The sequence below is a fragment of the Xanthomonas sp. LMG 12459 genome (assembly GCF_009192905.1).
GTDB classification, from domain to species: domain Bacteria; phylum Pseudomonadota; class Gammaproteobacteria; order Xanthomonadales; family Xanthomonadaceae; genus Xanthomonas_A; species Xanthomonas_A sontii.
The window spans coordinates 29,301-47,697 of sequence record NZ_NSGT01000001.1 but is presented as its reverse complement, the minus strand read 5'-3'; the positions used below and the strand labels follow the sequence as shown (position 1 = coordinate 47,697).

The following is an 18,397-nucleotide window of genomic DNA, read 5'->3' as shown; positions in this document are numbered from 1 at the left end:
GCCTGGCTGGACAGGCGCGTCGGCCGACTGGCCGGAAAAGGCCGCTTGCAGCAGGGACTGCGCAAGGTGACGATGTCTGCGGCTTTCGCTCCGTACGAATTTCCAGCTCCCTTCCCCCACACGCTTGCTGCGCCGATCGCACAAAAAACGGGCGCCTCGCGGCGCCCGTTCCTGTCTGCCTGGCGATGTCCTGCCGATGGCTCAGTAGCGGTAGTGCTCCGGCTTGAACGGGCCGTCGACCGGCACGCCCAGGTAGGCGGCCTGCGCGTCGGTGAGCTTGGTCAGCTTCACGCCGATCTTCTCCAGGTGCAGGCGCGCCACTTCCTCGTCCAGCTTCTTCGGCAGGCGGTAGACCTGCTTCTCGTAGCTGTCCTTGTTCTGCCACAGGTCGATCTGCGCCAGGGTCTGGTTGGCGAAGCTGTTGGACATCACGAAGCTGGGGTGGCCGGTGGCGCAGCCCAGGTTGACCAAGCGGCCTTCGGCCAGCAGGAAGATCGCGTTGCCGTTGGGCAGCACGAACTTGTCCACCTGCGGCTTGATGTTGATCTTCTGCACGCCCGGCAGCTTGTACAGCGCCTCGACCTGGATCTCGTTGTCGAAGTGGCCGATGTTGCAGACGATGGCCTGGTCCTTCATCTGCGTCAGGTGCTCGATGCGGATGATGTCCTTGTTGCCGGTGGTGGTGACGTAGATGTCGGCCTGGCCGAGGGTGTCCTCGACGGTGTTGACCTCGAAGCCTTCCATCGCCGCCTGCAGCGCGCAGATCGGGTCGATCTCGGTGACGATGACGCGGGCGCCGTAGGCACGCAGGCTGTGCGCCGAGCCCTTGCCGACGTCGCCGTAGCCGCACACCACCGCGACCTTGCCGGCCAGCATCACGTCCATCGCACGCTTGAGGCCGTCGGCCAGCGACTCGCGGCAGCCGTACAGGTTGTCGAACTTGCTCTTGGTCACCGAGTCGTTGACGTTGATCGCCGGGATCAGCAGGGTGCCGGCTTCGGCCAGCTGGTACAGGCGGTGCACGCCGGTGGTGGTCTCTTCGGAGACGCCCTTCCAGTCCTTGACCACGCGGGTCCAGTAGCCCGGGCGCTCCACCGCCACGCGCTTGAGCAGGTTCTTGATCACCTGCTCCTCGTGCGAGGAGGACGGCTCGTCGACCCACTTGGCGCCGTTCTCCAGCTCATAGCCCTTGTGGATCAGCAGGGTCACGTCGCCGCCGTCGTCCACCACCAGTTCCGGGCCGGTCTGGGTGCCGTCGGGCAGGGTGAAGGTCAGCGCGTCGAGGGTGCAGTCCCAGTATTCCTCCAGGGTCTCGCCCTTCCACGCGAACACGGGGGTGCCGGTGGCGGCGATCGCCGCGGCGGCGTGGTCCTGGGTGGAGAAGATGTTGCACGAGGCCCAGCGCACGTCGGCGCCGATGTCCTTCAGCGTCTCGATCAGCACCGCGGTCTGGATGGTCATGTGCAGCGAACCGGTCACGCGCACGCCGGCCAGCGGCTTGGCGGCGGCGTACTGGCGACGGATCGACATCAGGCCCGGCATCTCGTGCTCGGCGATGTCCAGTTCCTTGCGGCCCCAATCGGCCAGGGAAATGTCGGCGACCTTGTAGTCGCCCTCGGTGGAAAAGCTCTTGAGTGCAGCGTTCATCGATAAAGCTCCGGTCAATGGCGAGAAACTCGCGAAGTCCGGGCGCCGTTGTCGCTCAAGCCTCGCGCCGAGCCTGGCCGGATCTGGAGACGGGGAATCCGGTCTCGATCCGGTCGCAGCGCCCCTCGGCACAAGGGGTAACCGATTATAGCGGCTGCCGCGTGTGGCGCTTGAACACGGGTCAGGGCGTGCATGACACGCCAAGCCCAACCATCGACAGGGGGCGGGCGACGCTGGCCCTGCTACCGTCGGTAGTTCGATCGATGCGAAAGAGAGGGGAGAAATGAACCAGATCACAGTGCGTGGGCGCCGCCGTGTCGCCAGGCCGGTCTGCGGCCTGCTGTGCGCGGCCCTGGCCGCGGCCGGCAGCGCCGCCGCCAACGCGGCCCCGGCACCCGCGGCGGCGGCTGCCGCCGATCCTGCGGACAGCGGCTACCAACTGCCTTCGGCGCCACTGCAGGCCATCGTCGATGCGCCGCGACCGCCGCAGCTGTCGCTGAGCCCGCGGCGCGATCTGGCGGCGATGCTGCAGTTGCCTGCGCTGCCCGGCATCGCCCAGGTCGCGCAGCCGGAACTCAAGCTGGCCGGGCTGCGCATCCATCCGCGCACCCGCTCGCAGAGCCGCTTCGCCTTCGGCGACAGGCTGTGGCTGCTGCGCATCGCCGACGGCAGCGAGCTGCAGATCGAAGGCTTGCCGTCGCCGCTGTCGATCGCCGGCATGGCCTGGGCACCGGACCAGCGGCATCTGGCCTTCAACCAGGTCGACGGGCGCAGCGGCGCCAACGAACTGTGGGTGGTGGACATCGCCGCGCGGCGGGCGCGACGTGTCGCCGAGCGGCTCAACACGGTGTCCGGCGAGGGCTATGCGTGGATGCCCGACAGCCGCCAACTGCTGGTGTTGCTGCAGCCGCAAGCGCAGGGCGCGGCGCCGCCCGCCGACGCGGTGCCGACCGGGCCGGCAGTGCAGCAGACCGCCGGTGGTGGGGCCACCGCCTTGCGCACCTACCAGGACCTGCTGAAGAACGAGGCCGACGCGCGCCAGTTCGACGATCAACTACGCGCGCAGCCGGCGCTGGTCGACGTCGACGGGCGGATGCAGCGCATCGCGTCTCCCGACCTGTATCTGTCGCTGGCGCCGTCGCCGGACGGCCGTTATCTGCTGGCGCAGCGCCTGCAGCGGCCGTTCTCCTACCTGGTGCCGGCCAGTGGCTTCCCGCGCACCATCGAGGTGCTGGACCGCGCCGGCAAGCCGGTGCACACGGTGGCGCAGCTGCCGCTGGTGGAAGGCCTGCCGACCGGCAACGATGCGGTGCGCACCGGTGTGCGCGACATCGATTGGCGCAGCGACGCGCCGGCCACCCTGGTCTGGGCCGAGGCCCAGGACGGTGGCGATCCGGCGCGCGAGGCGGCGGTGCGCGACGCGGTGCTGCTGCAGGCGGCGCCATTCACCGCGCCGCCGGTGACGCTGGCGCGCCTGCAGTCGCGCTTCGCCGGCATCGCCTGGGGCCGCGGCGACCTGGCGCTGATCGACGAGTTCTGGTGGAAGACGCGCCAGACCAGACAATGGCGCGTGGCCCCGGACAACCCCGCGCAGGCGCCGCAGCTGCTGGTGCAGCGTTCGCAGGAAGATCGCTATGCCGATCCGGGGACGCCGGTGACGGAGCGCGATGCGGCCGGCAACCCGCGCCTGTTGATCGCCGCCGACGGCCACAGCCTGTTCCTGCGCGGCGAAGGCGCCTCCCCGCAGGGCGATCGACCGTTCCTGGATCGCTACGATCTGGACACGCGGAAAAGCACGCGCCTGTTCCAGTCCCAGGCGCCGTATTACGCGGTGCCGCAGGCCTTGCTCGATGCCAGCGGCCAGCGCCTGCTGATCACCCGCGAAACGCCGCGGGAGCCGCGCAATTTCTACCGGCTCGACGCTGCGAACGCGGAGCCGGTGGCGCTGACCCATTTCACCCATCCCACGCCGCAGTTGCGCGACGTGCACAAGGAGCAGATCCGCTATCGGCGCAAGGACGGGGTGGAGCTGACCGCGACCCTGCTGCTGCCGCCGGGCTACGACGCCAAGCGCGACGGCCCGCTGCCGATGCTGATGTGGGCCTACCCGGGCGAGTTCAAATCCGCCGACGCCGCCAGCCAGGTCACCGATTCGCCGTACCGCTTCAACGCGATCGGCTACTGGGGCCCGCAGGCGTTCCTGGCGCTGGGCTATGCGGTGCTCAACGATCCGTCGATGCCGATCGTCGGCGAGGGCGCGCGCGAACCCAACGACACCTACGTCGAGCAACTGGTCGCCGATGCGCAGGCGGCGGTGGACGAGGTGGTGCGGCGCGGCGTCGCCGACCGCAACCGCATCGCCATCGGCGGGCATTCCTACGGCGCCTTCATGACCGCCAACCTGCTCGCGCACACGCGCCTGTTCAAGGCCGGCATCGCCCGCAGCGGCGCCTACAACCGCTCGCTGACCCCGTTCGGCTTCCAGTCCGAGGAGCGCACCTACTGGCAGGCGCAGCCGGTGTACCAGGCGATGTCGCCGTTCAACTACGCCGACCGGATCAAGGATCCGCTGCTGCTGATCCACGGCGCCGAGGACAACAACTCCGGCACCTTCCCGATCCAGAGCGAGCGCATGTACGCGGCGATCAAGGGCAACGGCGGCACCGCGCGGCTGGTGATGCTGCCCAACGAGGCGCATGCCTACCGCGCGCGCGAGTCGGTGCTGCAGATGCTGGCCGAGAGCGAGCGCTGGCTGCGCACCTATCTGGGACCTGCGCCCACGCCGACGTCCATGCCGGCTGCGGCAGGCGCCACGCCGCGCTGAGCCGCGCCTGCGCCACGGCCGCACGTGCGTGCCGCCGTGGCGCAGGGCGCTGCTGTGCAGTGCAAATGGTTCGCTTTGAAACCGTCGCGCGGCCGACGGGAACGCGATCCCTTTTCGGTTAGGCTTGCGGCGCCCCCACTGCCGAGCCATGCGTTTCCCGATGAACGAGTCCCGCAGCAGCATCGTCTTCGCCACCCCCGACCTTCCCCTGCGCGACGACGTGCGCCGCCTCGGCGCCCTGGTGGGCGACCTGCTCGCCGAACAGGTCTCGGCGCAGTTCCTCGACGAGATCGAACGCATCCGCACCACCGCGATCGCGCGCCGCGAGCGCGCCGCGCCGCTGTCCTCGCTGAGCGAGCAACTCGCCGGCCGCGCGCCGCGCGATGCCGAAGCGCTGGTGCGCGCCTTCAGCACCTATTTCCAGGTGGTCAACATCGCCGAGCGCGTGCACCGCATCCGTCGCCGCCGCGATTACCAGCGCAGCAGCGCCGACACGCCGCAGCCGGACGGCCTGCTCGACGCCTTGCGCCGGCTCAAGGCGCAGGGCGTCGGCATCGACGAACTGCGCGACTGGCTGCCGCGCATCGACGTGGAGCCGGTGTTCACCGCGCACCCGACCGAGGCGGTGCGGCGCGCGCTGCTGGAGAAGGAACAGTTGATGGTGGCCAGCCTGGTCGACAACCTCGACGGCCTGCGCACCCCGGGCGAGCGCGCCACCGACGCGGCGCGCTTCCGCATGGCGCTGACCGCCTCGTGGCAGACCGCCGATTCCTCGCCGGTGCGTCCCACCGTGGAGGACGAGCGCGAGCATGTCGGTTTCTACCTGACCCAGGTGCTGTACCGGGTGATCCCGGTGATGTACGAGACCCTGGAGCACGCCATCGAGCAGACCTACGGGCAGGCGCTGAGCCTGCCGCGGCTGCTGCGCTTCGGCACCTGGGTCGGCGGCGACATGGACGGCAACCCCAACGTCGATGCCGCCACCATCACCGCCACCCTCGACGCGCAGCGGCGTGCGGTGCTGGAGCGCTATCTGAAGGAACTGTGGCAGCTCGCCAGCCTGCTCAGCCAATCGACCACCCTGGTCGCGGTCAGCGCGTCGCTGCTGGAGCAACTGGAGCGTTACCGGCAACTGCTGCCGGAAGCCGCGGCGCGCTCGCGGCCGCGCCACGGCGACATGCCGTACCGCCTGCTCAACGATCTGATGCGCGCGCGCCTGCAGGCGACCCTGGACGATGCGCCCGGTGCCTATGCCGCGCCGGCCGAACTGGAAAGCGATCTGCAGTTGATCCTGGACAGCCTGCAGGCCAACAAGGGCCTGCACGCCGGCTGGTTCGCGGTGCGGCGCCTGCTGTGGCGGGTGCGCAGCTTCGGCTTCCACCTGGCGCGGCTGGACGTGCGCCAGGAGTCCAGCGTGCATGCGCGCGCGGTCGCCGCCGCGCTGGACACGCAGGACTGGGACGCGCGCGCGGTGGAAGCGCGCGCAGGCCTGCTCGGCCCCTACGCCAGCGGCGAACAGGCGCTGCCGGCGGCCGACGACGAAAGCAATGCGCGGCTGGACGCGGTGTTCGCCGCGCTCGCCGATGCGCGCGCGCGGCACGGCGCCGACGCGCTGGGCAGCTACATCATCTCGATGGCGCACGACCGCGCCGACGTGCTGACCGTGCTGGCGCTGGCGCGCCGCGGCGGCCTGGTCGATGCCGACGGCGCGGTGCCGCTGGACATCGTGCCGCTGTTCGAGACCGTGGACGACCTGCGCGGCGGCACCGCGACCCTGCGCGACCTGCTGGCCGATCCGGTCTACCGCCGCCACCTGGCCGCGCGCGACGACGTGCAGATGGTGATGCTCGGCTATTCGGACAGCGGCAAGGACGGCGGTATCGCCGCCTCGCGCTGGGGCCTGCAGCGTGCGCAGGTGGAACTGCTGCAGGCGGCGGCCGAACTGGGCATCCGCTTGACCTTCTTCCACGGCCGCGGCGGCTCGATCGTGCGCGGCGGCGGCAAGACCACGCGCGCGCTGGAGGCGGCGCCGCGCGGCAGCGTCGACGGGCGCCTGCGCGTGACCGAGCAGGGCGAGGTGATCCACCGCAAGTACGGCATCCGCGCGCTGGCGCTGCGTTCGCTCGAACAGATGACCGGCGCGGTGCTGCTGTCGAGCCTGCGCCCGCGTGCGGCCGATGCGCGCGAGGCCGGCTGGCGGCCGGTGATGGACCTGGTCGCCGAGCACAGCAGCCAGGCGTACCGCGGCTTCGTCGGCGATGCCGAGTTCATGCGCTATTTCCGCCTGGCCACGCCGATCGACGTGATCGAGCGCATGACCCTGGGCTCGCGGCCGTCGCGGCGGCTCGGCCAGGATGCCGCGCTGTCCAACCTGCGGGCGATTCCCTGGGTATTCGCCTGGAGCCAGGCGCGCGCGGTGATCCCGGGCTGGTACGGCGTGGGCAGCGGCCTGCAGGCGGCGGTGGACGCCGGCCACGAGGACGCGCTGCGCGCGATGGCCGCGGACTGGCCGTTCTTCCGCACCTTCCTCGACGACATCGCCATGGTGCTGTCCAAGGGCGACCTCAACATCGCCGAGATGTTCTCACGCCTGTCCGGGCCGCTGCACGCGCGCTTCTTCCCGCGCATCCGCGACGAACTCGCGCTGACCAAGGGCTGGGTGAAGGCGCTGACCGGGCAGTCGTCGCTGCTGCAGCACGATCCCCGCCTGGCCTTGTCGATCCGTCTGCGCAATCCGTACATCGACCCGATCAGCGTGCTGCAGGTGGACCTGCTGCAGCGCTGGCGCGCCACCGACGGCGAAGACGAGGAATTGCTGCGGGCGCTGGTGGCCTGCGTCAACGGCGTCGCCCAGGGCGTGCAGAACACCGGCTGAGCCCAGTGCTTCCAGGGCGCCGTCGGTGGGTACCGGCGGCGGCCGACCGTGATCCGCTTGCAAGCGGACAAAATTGTCCGATAATGCCGCGCATGGAAATGCGAGCCGATACCGCCCACCGCCGCCGCCTGTTGCTGGACGCCGCCGACGAGGTGTTCTGCGCGCACGGCGTGCTGGCGCCGCTGGAACTGGTGGTGGAGCGCGCCGGCCTCGGCCGCGCCACCCTGTACCGCCATTTCGCCGACCGCACCGAACTGATGGCTGCCCTGCTGGAACGCGGCCTCGACGGCCTGGAGGGCTGCGCGCGCGAGATCGGTACGCGGCCGGACGGGCTGTTCCTGCTGATGTACGACGTCGCCGAACACATCGCGATGTCGGCGCCGCTGGCCGACTACTGGCGGTCGATGCCGCGCGAGCATCCGACGATCGCCGCGGCGCATACGCGGGCGATGGCGATCCTGCTGCCGTACCTGCAGCGTGCGATCGCCGCCGGCCTGTGCCGCGCGGACCTGGGCGAGCAGGACCTGGCCCTGGCGATGGACATGCTCGGCGCCTGCCAGCGCGGCAGCGACGAGGCCGAACGCAAGGCGCTGGCGCAGCGTTGTTGCCGCCTGCTGTGCCACGCCCTGGCCACGCCCGCGGCGGCGGCCGAGTTGTGAGCGCCGACGGCGCCGCGCGTCGACGCGCCTGGCCATGGCGGCTGGCGCACGCACTGGCGATGCTGGCGGTGCTCGGCGCCAGCCTGTGGGGCGCGCTGTTCCTGAGCTATCTGCCGCATACCGGCGCGGTGGTGCGCTACGGCTCTGCGCTGCTGTGGGCCGCCTTGGGCGGCGCGGCGCTGTGGGGGCTGCGGCATCCGCGCGAGTACCGCGTGCTGCCGCTGCTGTTCGCGGTCGGCTGCGCCGGCATGGCGGTGGGCTGGTCGGCGCTGCAGCCGCAGCAGAACCGCGACTGGGCCGACGATGTCGCGCAACTGTTGCAGCCGCAGGTGGACGGGCACGTGGTGACCCTGCACAACGTGCGCAATTTCGCCTGGCGCAGCGACCACGACTACACCCCGCGCTGGGAGACGCGCCGCTACGACCTGGAGCGGCTGGCCTCGGCGGACCTGACGCTGTCGTACTGGATGGGGCCGGCGATCGCCCACACCCTGGTCTCGTTCGGCTTCGACGACGGCCGTCGCGTGGTGTTCTCGCTGGAGATCCGCAAGGAGCGCGGCGAGGCGTTCTCGGCGCTGGCCGGGTTCTTCCGCAATTTCGAGCAGGTGATGGTCGCCGCCGACGAACGCGACATCCTGGCGGTGCGTAGCAACGTGCGCGGCGAGGACGTCTATCTGTACCGGCTCAACCTGTCGCGTGCGCAACTGCGCCAGCTGTTCCTGGGCTATGTGGCGCGGGCGCAGCAACTGCAGCGCACGCCGCGGTTCTACAACACCGCCACCAGCAACTGCACCACCATCGTGTTCGAGCTGGCGCGCAAGCTCGATCCCGCACTGCCGCTCGACATCCGCCTGCTGCTGTCCGGCTACCTGCCGTCTTACGTCTACGCGCAGCACGGCTTCGTGCCCGGCTACAGCCTGGCCACGCTGCGCGCGCGCGGCCGCATCGGCGAACGCGCGCGCGCGGCTGGCGTTGGCGACGACTTCTCCACGCGCATCCGCGCCGGCATTCCCGGCGACGATCCCGCCGTCGCGCCATGATCTTGTACTCACGTCTTGCGCGGTGCGCGGGCACCGCGCTGCTGGCTGCCGGGCTGCTGCTCGGCAGCGGTTGTGCGATGGTCAGCGTGCAGTCGCGCAGCGCTGCCGACTACATCGCCACCCAGCGCGGCGACGTGCTCAGCACAGGCAAACTCAGCGATGCCAGTCTGGAGACGTTGCGCGTGCTCGCGCTCGACCCCAAGACCTGCGAGGCCGACGTTGCGGCCTGCGCCACGCAGCTGCGCGCCCTGCAGGGGCTGGACCAGGAGCGGCGGCTGGCGACCCTGTCGGAGCTGTGGGTGCATGCGGCCAATGTGCGCACGCCGCGGCAGGCGAGGGCGCTGGACGACGCGACGCTGCAGGCCTGGCTGGAGGCGGCGCGCTACGCTTACGCCTACCTGTTCTACACCCAGCGCCCGGCCAGTGCGCGCGCCTTCGAGGACCGGCAGACCCAGGTGCGCGACTACTACAACTACGCCGTGCAGCAGGTGGTCGGCGAGCTGTTCCTGCGCTGGCGCGCCGGCAGCGCCAGCGGCGAGTTACACGACGACGACACGCTGCGCACGGCCGGCTGGCAGGTGCGCGCGGACATGGGCAGCTTCCGCCTGCCGGGTGGCGTGGCACGGCCGGACGCGATGCTGCCGGCGTCGACGCTGCGCTTCGATGGCTTGCGCAGCACCTACCGCCGCGACGGCTTCGGCGCCGAACTGGTCGCGGAGATCGCGCCGGCCAAGGTCGGCGATCCGACCGCGGCGGCGGCCGCCAAGGCCGCGCCAAACCTGCACGCGCCCGCGTTCAGCGAGATGCCGTATGCGCCGACCACGGTGCTGCTGCGCTTCGACGGCGACAGCCTGGCGCAGGTGCTGGACACCCGCAGCGTGGTGGTCGCGCCCTACGATCCGTACCGCGACGGCGAGGTCGAGGTGCACGGCCAGCGCCTGCCGCTGGCGGCCAACTTCACTGCGGCCTATGGCCTGTGGCTGGCCCGTGCCGGCTTCGCGCGGCAGTCGCTGCGCTCCATGCTCGGCCGCGAGGATGGCATCGACCAGCCGCATCTGTACCTGATGCAGCCGTACGATCCGGACCGGCGCATCATCCTGATGCTGCACGGCCTGGCCAGCAGTCCGGAGGCCTGGGTCAACGTCGCCAACGAACTGATGGGCGACGAACAACTGCGCCGCCACTACCAGATCTGGCAGGTCTACTACCCGACCAACATGCCGATCGCCTGGAACCGCGCGCAGATCGAGACGCTGCTGCAGCAGACCCTGCGCCATTTCGATCCGCAGGGGCAGGCGCCGGCCTCGCAGCACATGGTCCTGATCGGCCACAGCATGGGCGGGGTGATCGGGCGCCTGTTGGTCAGCGACTCCGGCGACACGCTGTGGAACGACCTGATCAGTGCGCGCGGCGACCGGCGCCCGCTGGACCCCCAGGCGCTGGCGCAGTTGCAGCCGCTACTGCGCTTCGCGCCGTTGCCGGAGGTGGACCGCGCCATCTTCATCGCCGCGCCGCAACGCGGCACCACCTTCGCCGAAGGGCGGCTCGGCCGCCTGGCCGGGCGCCTGGTGCGCCTGCCGGTGACGCTGCTCGATCGCTTGAACACCTTGCTGCAGGGGATCGACGGCCCCGACGGCGCGCCGGTGCGCGTGCCCAACAGCATCGACAACCTGCGCGACACCGATCCGTTCGTGCGCGCGGCGGCGGACCTGCCGATTTCGTCGGCGGTGCGCTACCACACCATCATCGCCCGCCGCGATCCGGCGGTGCCGCTGGCCGATTCCGACGACGGCTTGGTGCCGTATCGCAGCGCGCATCTGCCGGGCGCGGTCTCCGAACTGGTGATCACCTCCGGCCACAGCGTGCAGGAGACCCCGCAGGCGATCCTGGAGATCCGCCGCATCCTGCACGCGCAATTGCAGGTGGACGCCGCCGCGCCGCGCTGACGCCGCCCGCGACGTGGGCCGCGCGTTCGCGTCGTCGCACGCCGGAGTCGCTGCGTGGTCGCGCCGCGCCAATCCGCAGACGGGCGACGCAATCGCCTGCGCGCGCGGCGACGCGCACCTGACCCGAGCGCCCGACGCGCCGCTTGCTCCTGAGTGCCACCCCTGCATCGCGGCGCACGCAGCGCCGCAGTTGTGCCGAATTGCACAGGAAACGCGCCGAATCGCCAGGCTTTGGTTTCAGATGACATCGTTGTCATCAAATTGCAGCCGCGTCCGCCAACAATGCGCGCCGCCGCGAACACGATCACGGCCTCTCTCCCCTCCATGCCCGGCCTGCGGCCCGTTCCGTTGGTCGCGCCTACGTTCGGATTTTTCATGTCGCACTCGATCCATCTTCAGAAACGCCTGTCACTGGCGATCGCCGCCGCGTTGCTCGGTGTCGCGCCGATGGCCTTGGCCCAGGCGCAGGATGCGCAGGAGACGCAGACCACCGCGTCCGACGCCAGCGCCAAGACCCTGGACAAGATCACCGTCGCCGTCACCCGCTACAACGCCGCGGACATGCAGATGGCCGCGACCAACACGGCCAACGTGCTGTCGGCCGAGGACCTGAAGTACACCGCCGTGCACAACATCGCCGAGGCGCTGGGTCTGCTGCCGGGCGTCAACGTGGTCAACACCGGGCAGTCGTACTTCGGCGGCGTCGACGGCGCCGCGCGCGGCGAGGGCATGTTCGCCTCGGTGCGTGGCCTCAACGCCGAGTACAACGTCAACCTGATCAACGGCGTCAACGTGGCCCAGGGCCTGCCCTACAGCCGCAGCGTGCAGCTGAGCCTGCTGCCGCCGTCGGGCCTGCAGACCATCGTGTTGAACAAGACCTCCACCGCGGCGATGGACGGCGACGCGATCGGCGGCACCATCGACTACCGCACCCCAAGCGGCTTCGACTACAGCGAGGCGATGGGCGGCAGCGTCACCGCCAGCGGGCGCATGGAAAGCCGTGCGCGCGATTACGGCGACAACGGCCTGGGCAAGGGCGCGGCCGGCGAATTCCACGCCAAGTTCGGCGCCGACAACCAGTTCGGCATCTATACCAGTGCGTACTACGACGAGCGCCACTACGTGAACAGCGAAGTGGCCAACGCCGCCGCTTCGCGCGGCGACTGGTCTGGCAAGTACTTCTCGCGGACAACCGCCAGCGGCGATCCAGCGCCCGGCTACGATCCGCAGGACCTGCTGATGGCCACCGGCGCCAACATCGGCTACTCGGCCGGCGACACCACGCGCTACGGCGGCAACGTGTCCTTCGACTGGCACGTCGACCCGAGCCTGCAGCTGTACGCGCGCGCCACCTACGCCTACGCCAAGACCGAGCAGAACACCGGCTACACCCAGCTGGTGCCGGCCAACGTGAGCCTGGCGCAGATCGGCACCAGCGGCGTGTACCAGCCGCAGATCAACCGCGTGGCGGTGCGTTACTGGTACGAGACCAACCCGGAAATGGCGGACCTGGCCACCTTCCAGTTCGGTGCCGACAAGCAACTGGGCAACTGGACGCTGTCGCCGAACCTGTTCTACAGCTATGGCGACAACGATCGCCCGGACCACGTGGAAATTTCCGCGCGCGTGGACCAATACGTTTCCACCCAGTTCCCTTACGGCGGCGCCAGCACCTTCTCCGGCTACGACGGCGAAGGTTTCCCCAAGCCGTTGCTGACCCCGGCGATCCAGGCCCAGGCCAGCGACATCGGCAGCCTGTACGCGCGTCGCTACGGCCAGTTGACCAAGTCCTACAGCGGCCAGACCAAGGGCGGCGCCAAGTTCGACGTGCGCTACGACTTCGACCAGGGCGCGCTGAGCAACCTCCAGTTCGGCGTGAAGTACGTCGACAGCTCGCGCGACTTCACCTCGCGCGACTGGACCAACAGCAAGTTCACCGACGGCACCCTGCTGCGCGACACCGGCCTGGTGGTCGGCCAGTACGACGCGGTGTATCCGGGCAAGTACGCATGGCCGACGGTCAAGCTGAGCAACGGCGGACTGAAGGCGATGATCGCCCAGCACCTGACCGCGGCCAGCCTCGACACCTGTGGCAGCAACAGCCTGGCGATCAACAACCAGAACTGCGCGACCATGCGTGGCGACGAAGCGGTGACCTCCGCCTATGCGATGGCCACGTTCCGCAGCGGCGACCTGGAGGTGATCCCGGGCGTGCGCTTCGAGCACACCAGCATCCGCAACACCTTCTGGACCATGCCCGAAGACGCCAACGGCAACGAACTGCCCGGCTTCTTCAGCAGCAACCACACCAGCTACGACGTGCCCCTGCCGAGCGTGTTCCTGAACTACCGCCCGGGCGACGGCAATGCGGTGTACCGCGCCTCGGTGTGGACCAGCTACACCCGGCCGGCGCTGGTGCAGCTCGGCGGCGGCGCCAAATACGACATCTCCAGCGACGGCACCACGGTCATCACCGAAGGCAATCCGGACCTGAAGCCGATCAAGTCGCTCAACGTCGACCTGTCCGGCGAGTGGGACAACGGCCACGGCGGCCACGCGATGCTGGCCGGCTACTACAAGCGCCTGACCGACTATATCTACGAGAGCGGCTCGGATCCGGCCAACGCCGGCACCAGCGCAGGCGCCGGCAACGTGCGCTACCAGCGTCCGCAGAATGGCGGCGACGGCAAGGTGCTCGGTTTCGAGGCCGCGGTGCGGCAGACCCTGCAGGGCATGCCGGCACCGCTGGACGGCTTCGGCATCGGCGCCAACGTCACCCGCCAGACCACCCGCGTCGACCTGGGCATGGACGGCTTCCACGACGAGCGCATCCAGAACGCGCCGGACCTGATGGCCAACGCTGAACTCTTCTACGAGAAGGGTCCGCTGTCGGTCAACCTGGCTTACCACTACTCAGGCGAGTACGTGTCGGTATATGACTACTTCAACCGGCGCGCCGCAAACGATCCTAACCCCGCCTGGGACGACCTGTGGGTCAAGCCGATCACGCGCGTGGACCTGCACGTGGGCTACACCTTCAACGAGCACCTGCGCGCCGACCTGTCGGTGGCCAACCTCACCAACCGCCTGAGCTACTGGGCGCACGTGGGCCACAACAGCACCGCGATCTCCGACATCGTCGATGCCGGCCGCACCGCGCTGCTGAACGTGAAGTACACGTTCTGAAGCGGGCGCCTGCGCACGCGGGACGTCGCCACCCGTCGCACGGCCCTGTGCCGCGCGGCGGGTGGGGCGTTGTCGGCATCGCCGCGATGTTCGTCTGGCTGGTGCTGACGATCCTGCCGGGAATTGCGTGGTCGACAGAGGTGCCGGTGACGGTGCCGATCGACGGCCTGCGCCTGGACCAGGTGCAACTGCTCGGCTCGCACAACAGCTATCGGCCGGTGCCGACCGCGCAGGTGCGGCAGCGCCTGCAGGTGCACGACGCCGCCGAATGGCCGGCACTGGCCTATGGCCATCCTTCGCTGCAGGCCCAGCTCGCGCTGGGGCTGCGGCAACTCGAACTCGACGTGGCCGCCGACCCGCACGGCGGCCTGTACGCCGCGCCGTATGCACGCGCGGATGCGGCGACCCGGGCCCGCATGCACGCGCCCGGCGCCAAGGTGCTGCACCAGCCGGGCCTGGACTACGCCAGCCATTGCCTGCGCTTCCGCGATTGCCTGGCGATCCTCGCCGCCTGGTCGCGCGCGCACCCACGGCATGCGCCGCTGGTGGTGCTGGTCAATGCGGTGGATTTCGATCCGGTGCCGGGCCTGTGGCCGCACCGTTCCGCCTTCGACGCCAACGACCTGGACGCGCTGGACCGCGACATCGCCGAGGTGGTCGGGCGTGCGCGCCTGATCGTGCCCGACGACGTGCGCGGCGACGCGCCGAGCCTGCGCGAGGCGGTGCTGGCGCATGCCTGGCCGCGGGTGGCGCAGGCGCGCGGCCGCCTGCTGTTCGTGCTCGACGGCAATCCGCGACACGAGGCGCTGTATCGACAGGATCATCCATCGCTGCGCGGCCGCATGATGTTCGGCTGGTATGCGCCGGACCAGCCGGAAGCCGCGGTGCTGTCGATCGAGGATCCGCTGGCCGAGGCGCCGCGGATCCGCGCGCTGGTGACGCAGGGCTTCCTGGTGCGCACCCGCGCCGATACCGATGGCCGCGAGGCGCGCGCGCACGACCGCCGCCGCGCACAGGCGGCGCTGGAGGCCGGCGCGCAATGGATCAGCACCGATTACTACGCCGGCGCCCCGGATCCGCAGCGGCTGGGCTACTGGCTCGGTATCGCCACGGGCCCGCGCTGCGACCGGGTCACGGCCGCATGCGGCACGAGCGCGCCGTTAGACTTTCCATGTTGGGGACGATGATGAAAACAAGAACGCGTTGGATGCTGTCGGTCGTGCTGCTGGTGGCGGCATTGGGCGCGCAGGCGCGGCCGGCGCCGAAGCCCGCGCCCGCACTGCAGGTCGAAAAGGTCTGGATGCTGTTCCGCCACGGCGTGCGCGCGCCGTTGCCGGGCGAGTCCGCGGCCGCCGCGTTGGCGTCGCAGCCCTGGCCGGTGTGGGACACGCCGCCGAGCCTGCTCACCGCGCACGGCCGCACGGCGGTGGAACGCAGCGGCGACTACACCCGGCAATGGCTGCTGCGCGATGGCGTGCTGCCGGCGCAGGGCTGCCCGGCCGATGGCACGGTCAGCATCTACGCCAACACCGACCAGCGCACCATCGTCAGTGCGGAGCTGCTCGCCGACACCCTCGCGCCCGGCTGCCGTCTGCAGGCCGGCCACCAGGCCGAGGGCAGCGACGACCCGCTGTTCCGTCCGGTGGAAGCCGGCGCGGTGGAGTTCGATGCCGCCGCCGCGGTGGCCTCGATCCAGCGCCAAACCGGCGGCCCGGGCGCGGTGCTGGCACCGTATGCGCGCGAACTGCGCACCATGCAGGAGATCCTCGGCTGCACGGAGCGCTGCGACTTCGTGCACATGCCCTCGTCGCTGACCCCGGGCGCGAACGGGCGCAGCCTGGCCTTGCACGGGCCGCTGGACCTGACCTCGGGCACGGCCGAGGTGTTCATCCTGCAGTACGCAGAAGGCATGCCGCTGGACCAGGTCGGCTGGGGCCGCGCGACGCCGGCGCGCATCGCTGCGGTGTCGCGACTGCACGCCTTGCTGTTCGAGATCTACGCACGGCCGCAGTACATGGCCGCGCGCGCGGGCGCGCCGCTGGCGCACCGCCTGCTGGACACGCTGGGCGCTGACGACGCGCCGCGGCTGAGCGTGCTGGTCGCCAGCGACACCCACATCGCCGCGCTCAGCGGCCTGCTCGACCTGCATTTTCATCTGCCCGGCTTCGGCCGCGACGACGCGCCCCCCGGCGGCGCGCTGGTGGTGGAGCAGGTGCGCGACCCACGCAATGGCCAGCGCTACGTGCGTGTGCGCTACCAGGCGCAGTCGCTGGACCAGTTGCGCGCGCTGACCCCGCTGAGCCTGCGCCATCCGCCGCTGCTGCAGACCCTGCAGATTCCCGGTTGCAGCGACGCCGCGACCGGGCTGTGTCCGCTGCCGAAGTTCCAGGCGCTGCTGCAGGCCGCGTTGCAGCGCCGCGGCTGAGGCGCTCCCGCCGTGACCATCGCTGCTGCCTGGCGGACCAGGGCGAAGCACACATGCCGTGCCGCCTGTACGGCCGCCCTTGAGCGCACGCCGACGATGCGGTAGCGCGCGTGTGTGCCTGCGGGAGTCGACTGTCACGCAGCCGCGGCAAGCGCCGCCGACAGCCGACTGACACCCTCCGTCGTCGGGACTGAAGTCCCTCCCACAAGGAGGCCCAGTCCATCCTGCGGAACGGCTTCCGTTGCGACGCGCGTTCCAAGCAACGCCTGTCGCGGCCGAAGCCGCTGCTGCGCGGAAGCGTTCCTGCGGCGTGGCACACCCCTGCGTGCATGGCCGTTGCCAGTTTCCGCCACTGGCCAGTTCCCAACACCCAAACGCAGAACGGGCCGCAATGCGGCCCGTTCTTTCTCGCAAGCGCGGGCAGGCCGGCTTACTTCAGCTTGGCGTCCGCGCGCAGTGCCTCGGCGCGGTCGGTCTTCTCCCACGAGAACGCGGTGGCCTGGTGCTGGGCGCCGGTGCCGTCGGTGTAGGTGAAGGCCTTCGGGGTGCGGCCGAAATGGCCGTACGAGGCGGTCTGCTGGTACATCGGGTGGATCAGGTCGAGCATCTGGATGATGCCGAACGGACGCAGGTCGAAGTGCTTGCGGATCAGCTTCTCGATCTTGTCGTCGGCGATCTTGCCGGTGCCGAAGGTGGTGACCGAGATCGAGGTCGGCTCGGCCACGCCGATGGCGTAGGAGACCTGCACTTCGCAGCGGTCGGCCAGGCCGGCGGCGACGACGTTCTTGGCGACGTAGCGCGCGGCGTAGGCGGCCGAACGGTCGACCTTGGACGGATCCTTGCCGGAGAACGCGCCGCCGCCGTGGCGCGCCCAGCCGCCGTAGGTGTCGACGATGATCTTGCGCCCGGTCAGGCCGCAGTCGCCCACCGGCCCGCCGATCACGAACTTGCCGGTCGGGTTGATGTGGAACTTGGTGCCCTTGTGCAGCCACTTGGCCGGCAGCACCGGCTTGAGGATTTCCTCGCGCACGGCTTCGACCAGGTGCTTCTGCTTGATGTCCGGATCGTGCTGGGTGGACAGCACCACCGCGTCGATGGCGGTCGCCACGCCGTCTTCGTAGCGCAGGGTGACCTGGCTCTTGGCGTCCGGGCGCAGCCACGCCAGCGGCGAGTTCTTCTTCTTGCGCACCTTGGCCTGCTGTTCGACCAGGCGGTGCGACAGGTGGATGGCGGCCGGCATGAAGCTGTCGGTCTCGCGGGTGGCGTAGCCGAACATCAGGCCCTGGTCGCCAGCGCCCTGTTCTTCCGGCTTCTTGCGGTCCACGCCCTGGTTGATGTCCGGCGACTGCTTGCCGATCAGGTTGAGCACGCCGCAGGTCTCGCCGTCGAAGCCGACGTCGGAGCTGTTGTAGCCGATGTCCAGGATCACCTTGCGGGTCAGCGCTTCCAGATCGATCCAGGCGCTGGTGGTGATTTCGCCGGCGACGATCGCCACGCCGGTCTTGACCAGCGTTTCGCAGGCCACGCGCGCGCGCTTGTCCTGGGTCAGGATCGCGTCGAGCACCGCATCGGAGATCTGATCGGCGATCTTGTCCGGGTGGCCTTCGGAGACCGACTCGGAGGTGAAGAGATAGCTGGACATCGCGGCTATATCCTTGTATTCGGATGAAAAGATGGAGGCGAATGATACACGGGCGCCGGGCGGCGTGCATGCTGCCCGGGGCGGACGTTGCCCAAGGTTAACCGGTTGGCGCGCCATGGTGCGCCCGTCACCTTGCCGTAGTCAGATTGCAAG

The 18,397-nt window shown here is 70.0% G+C and carries 10 protein-coding genes and 1 riboswitch; of the genes, 8 read left to right on the top strand and 2 right to left on the bottom strand.

The genetic code is table 11. The features are described from left to right. Positions 1-201: 201 nt before the first annotated feature. Entirely contained in the window at positions 202-1,647 is a 1,446-nt protein-coding gene (ahcY, locus tag CEK65_RS00185) for an adenosylhomocysteinase (RefSeq protein WP_017915311.1), read from the bottom strand. A 33-nt stretch (positions 1,648-1,680) separates the two neighbouring features. After that, a riboswitch (S-adenosyl-L-homocysteine riboswitch) is annotated at positions 1,681-1,780 on the bottom strand. A 150-nt stretch (positions 1,781-1,930) separates the two neighbouring features. Here ahcY and CEK65_RS00180 point away from each other — a divergent pair. From CEK65_RS00180 to CEK65_RS00145, 8 genes are all read left to right on the top strand, one after another. Next, a complete protein-coding gene (locus CEK65_RS00180) occupies positions 1,931-4,471 on the top strand; it encodes a prolyl oligopeptidase family serine peptidase (protein ID WP_226980417.1) in 2,541 nt (846 codons plus the stop codon). Between the two features lie 160 nt (positions 4,472-4,631). Further along, complete coding sequence (gene ppc, locus CEK65_RS00175; RefSeq protein WP_152180373.1) at positions 4,632-7,346, top strand: phosphoenolpyruvate carboxylase; 2,715 nt, start codon at positions 4,632-4,634, stop codon at positions 7,344-7,346. Positions 7,347-7,429: 83 nt separating this feature from the next. Then, positions 7,430-8,005, top strand: coding sequence for a TetR/AcrR family transcriptional regulator (locus CEK65_RS00170; protein WP_017912480.1), 576 nt, complete (start codon positions 7,430-7,432; stop codon positions 8,003-8,005). A gap of 59 nt (positions 8,006-8,064) precedes the next feature. Next, positions 8,065-9,045 (top strand): DUF4105 domain-containing protein, encoded by a 981-nt coding sequence (locus CEK65_RS00165; RefSeq protein WP_081616536.1) that lies wholly within the window; start codon positions 8,065-8,067, stop codon positions 9,043-9,045. Next, on the top strand, positions 9,042-10,991 hold the full coding sequence (locus CEK65_RS00160) for an alpha/beta fold hydrolase (protein ID WP_152180372.1): 1,950 nt from the start codon (positions 9,042-9,044) through the stop codon (positions 10,989-10,991). The genes CEK65_RS00165 and CEK65_RS00160 overlap by 4 nt, the downstream gene beginning before the upstream one ends. Positions 10,992-11,438: 447 nt before the next feature. After that, on the top strand, positions 11,439-14,177 hold the full coding sequence (locus tag CEK65_RS00155; RefSeq protein ID WP_152180402.1) for a TonB-dependent receptor: 2,739 nt from the start codon (positions 11,439-11,441) through the stop codon (positions 14,175-14,177). Between the two features lie 86 nt (positions 14,178-14,263). Next, on the top strand, positions 14,264-15,364 hold the full coding sequence (locus CEK65_RS00150; protein WP_226980416.1) for a Ca2+-dependent phosphoinositide-specific phospholipase C: 1,101 nt from the start codon (positions 14,264-14,266) through the stop codon (positions 15,362-15,364). A gap of 20 nt (positions 15,365-15,384) precedes the next feature. After that, entirely contained in the window at positions 15,385-16,602 is a 1,218-nt protein-coding gene (locus CEK65_RS00145; protein WP_152180370.1) for a histidine-type phosphatase, read from the top strand. 430 nt (positions 16,603-17,032) lie between these two features. Here the strand turns inward: CEK65_RS00145 and metK are convergent, their stop codons facing one another. Beyond that, on the bottom strand, positions 17,033-18,244 hold the full coding sequence (gene metK / locus CEK65_RS00140; RefSeq protein WP_010342184.1) for a methionine adenosyltransferase: 1,212 nt from the start codon (positions 18,242-18,244) through the stop codon (positions 17,033-17,035). Positions 18,245-18,397 lie beyond the last annotated feature (153 nt).

Bases quoted from the DNA above. Each gene is read 5' to 3' on its own strand.
- ppc (WP_152180373.1), top strand. From the start codon at position 4,632: ATGAACGAGTCCCGCAGCAGCATCGTCTTCGCCACCCCCGACCTTCCC.
- ahcY (WP_017915311.1), bottom strand. From the start codon at position 1,647: ATGAACGCTGCACTCAAGAGCTTTTCCACCGAGGGCGACTACAAGGTC.
- CEK65_RS00170 (WP_017912480.1), top strand. From the start codon at position 7,430: ATGCCGCGCATGGAAATGCGAGCCGATACCGCCCACCGCCGCCGCCTG.
- CEK65_RS00165 (WP_081616536.1), top strand. From the start codon at position 8,065: ATGCTGGCGGTGCTCGGCGCCAGCCTGTGGGGCGCGCTGTTCCTGAGC.
- CEK65_RS00155 (WP_152180402.1), top strand. From the start codon at position 11,439: ATGGCCTTGGCCCAGGCGCAGGATGCGCAGGAGACGCAGACCACCGCG.
- CEK65_RS00160 (WP_152180372.1), top strand. From the start codon at position 9,042: ATGATCTTGTACTCACGTCTTGCGCGGTGCGCGGGCACCGCGCTGCTG.
- metK (WP_010342184.1), bottom strand. From the start codon at position 18,244: ATGTCCAGCTATCTCTTCACCTCCGAGTCGGTCTCCGAAGGCCACCCG.
- CEK65_RS00150 (WP_226980416.1), top strand. From the start codon at position 14,264: ATGTTCGTCTGGCTGGTGCTGACGATCCTGCCGGGAATTGCGTGGTCG.
- CEK65_RS00180 (WP_226980417.1), top strand. From the start codon at position 1,931: ATGAACCAGATCACAGTGCGTGGGCGCCGCCGTGTCGCCAGGCCGGTC.
- CEK65_RS00145 (WP_152180370.1), top strand. From the start codon at position 15,385: ATGCTGTCGGTCGTGCTGCTGGTGGCGGCATTGGGCGCGCAGGCGCGG.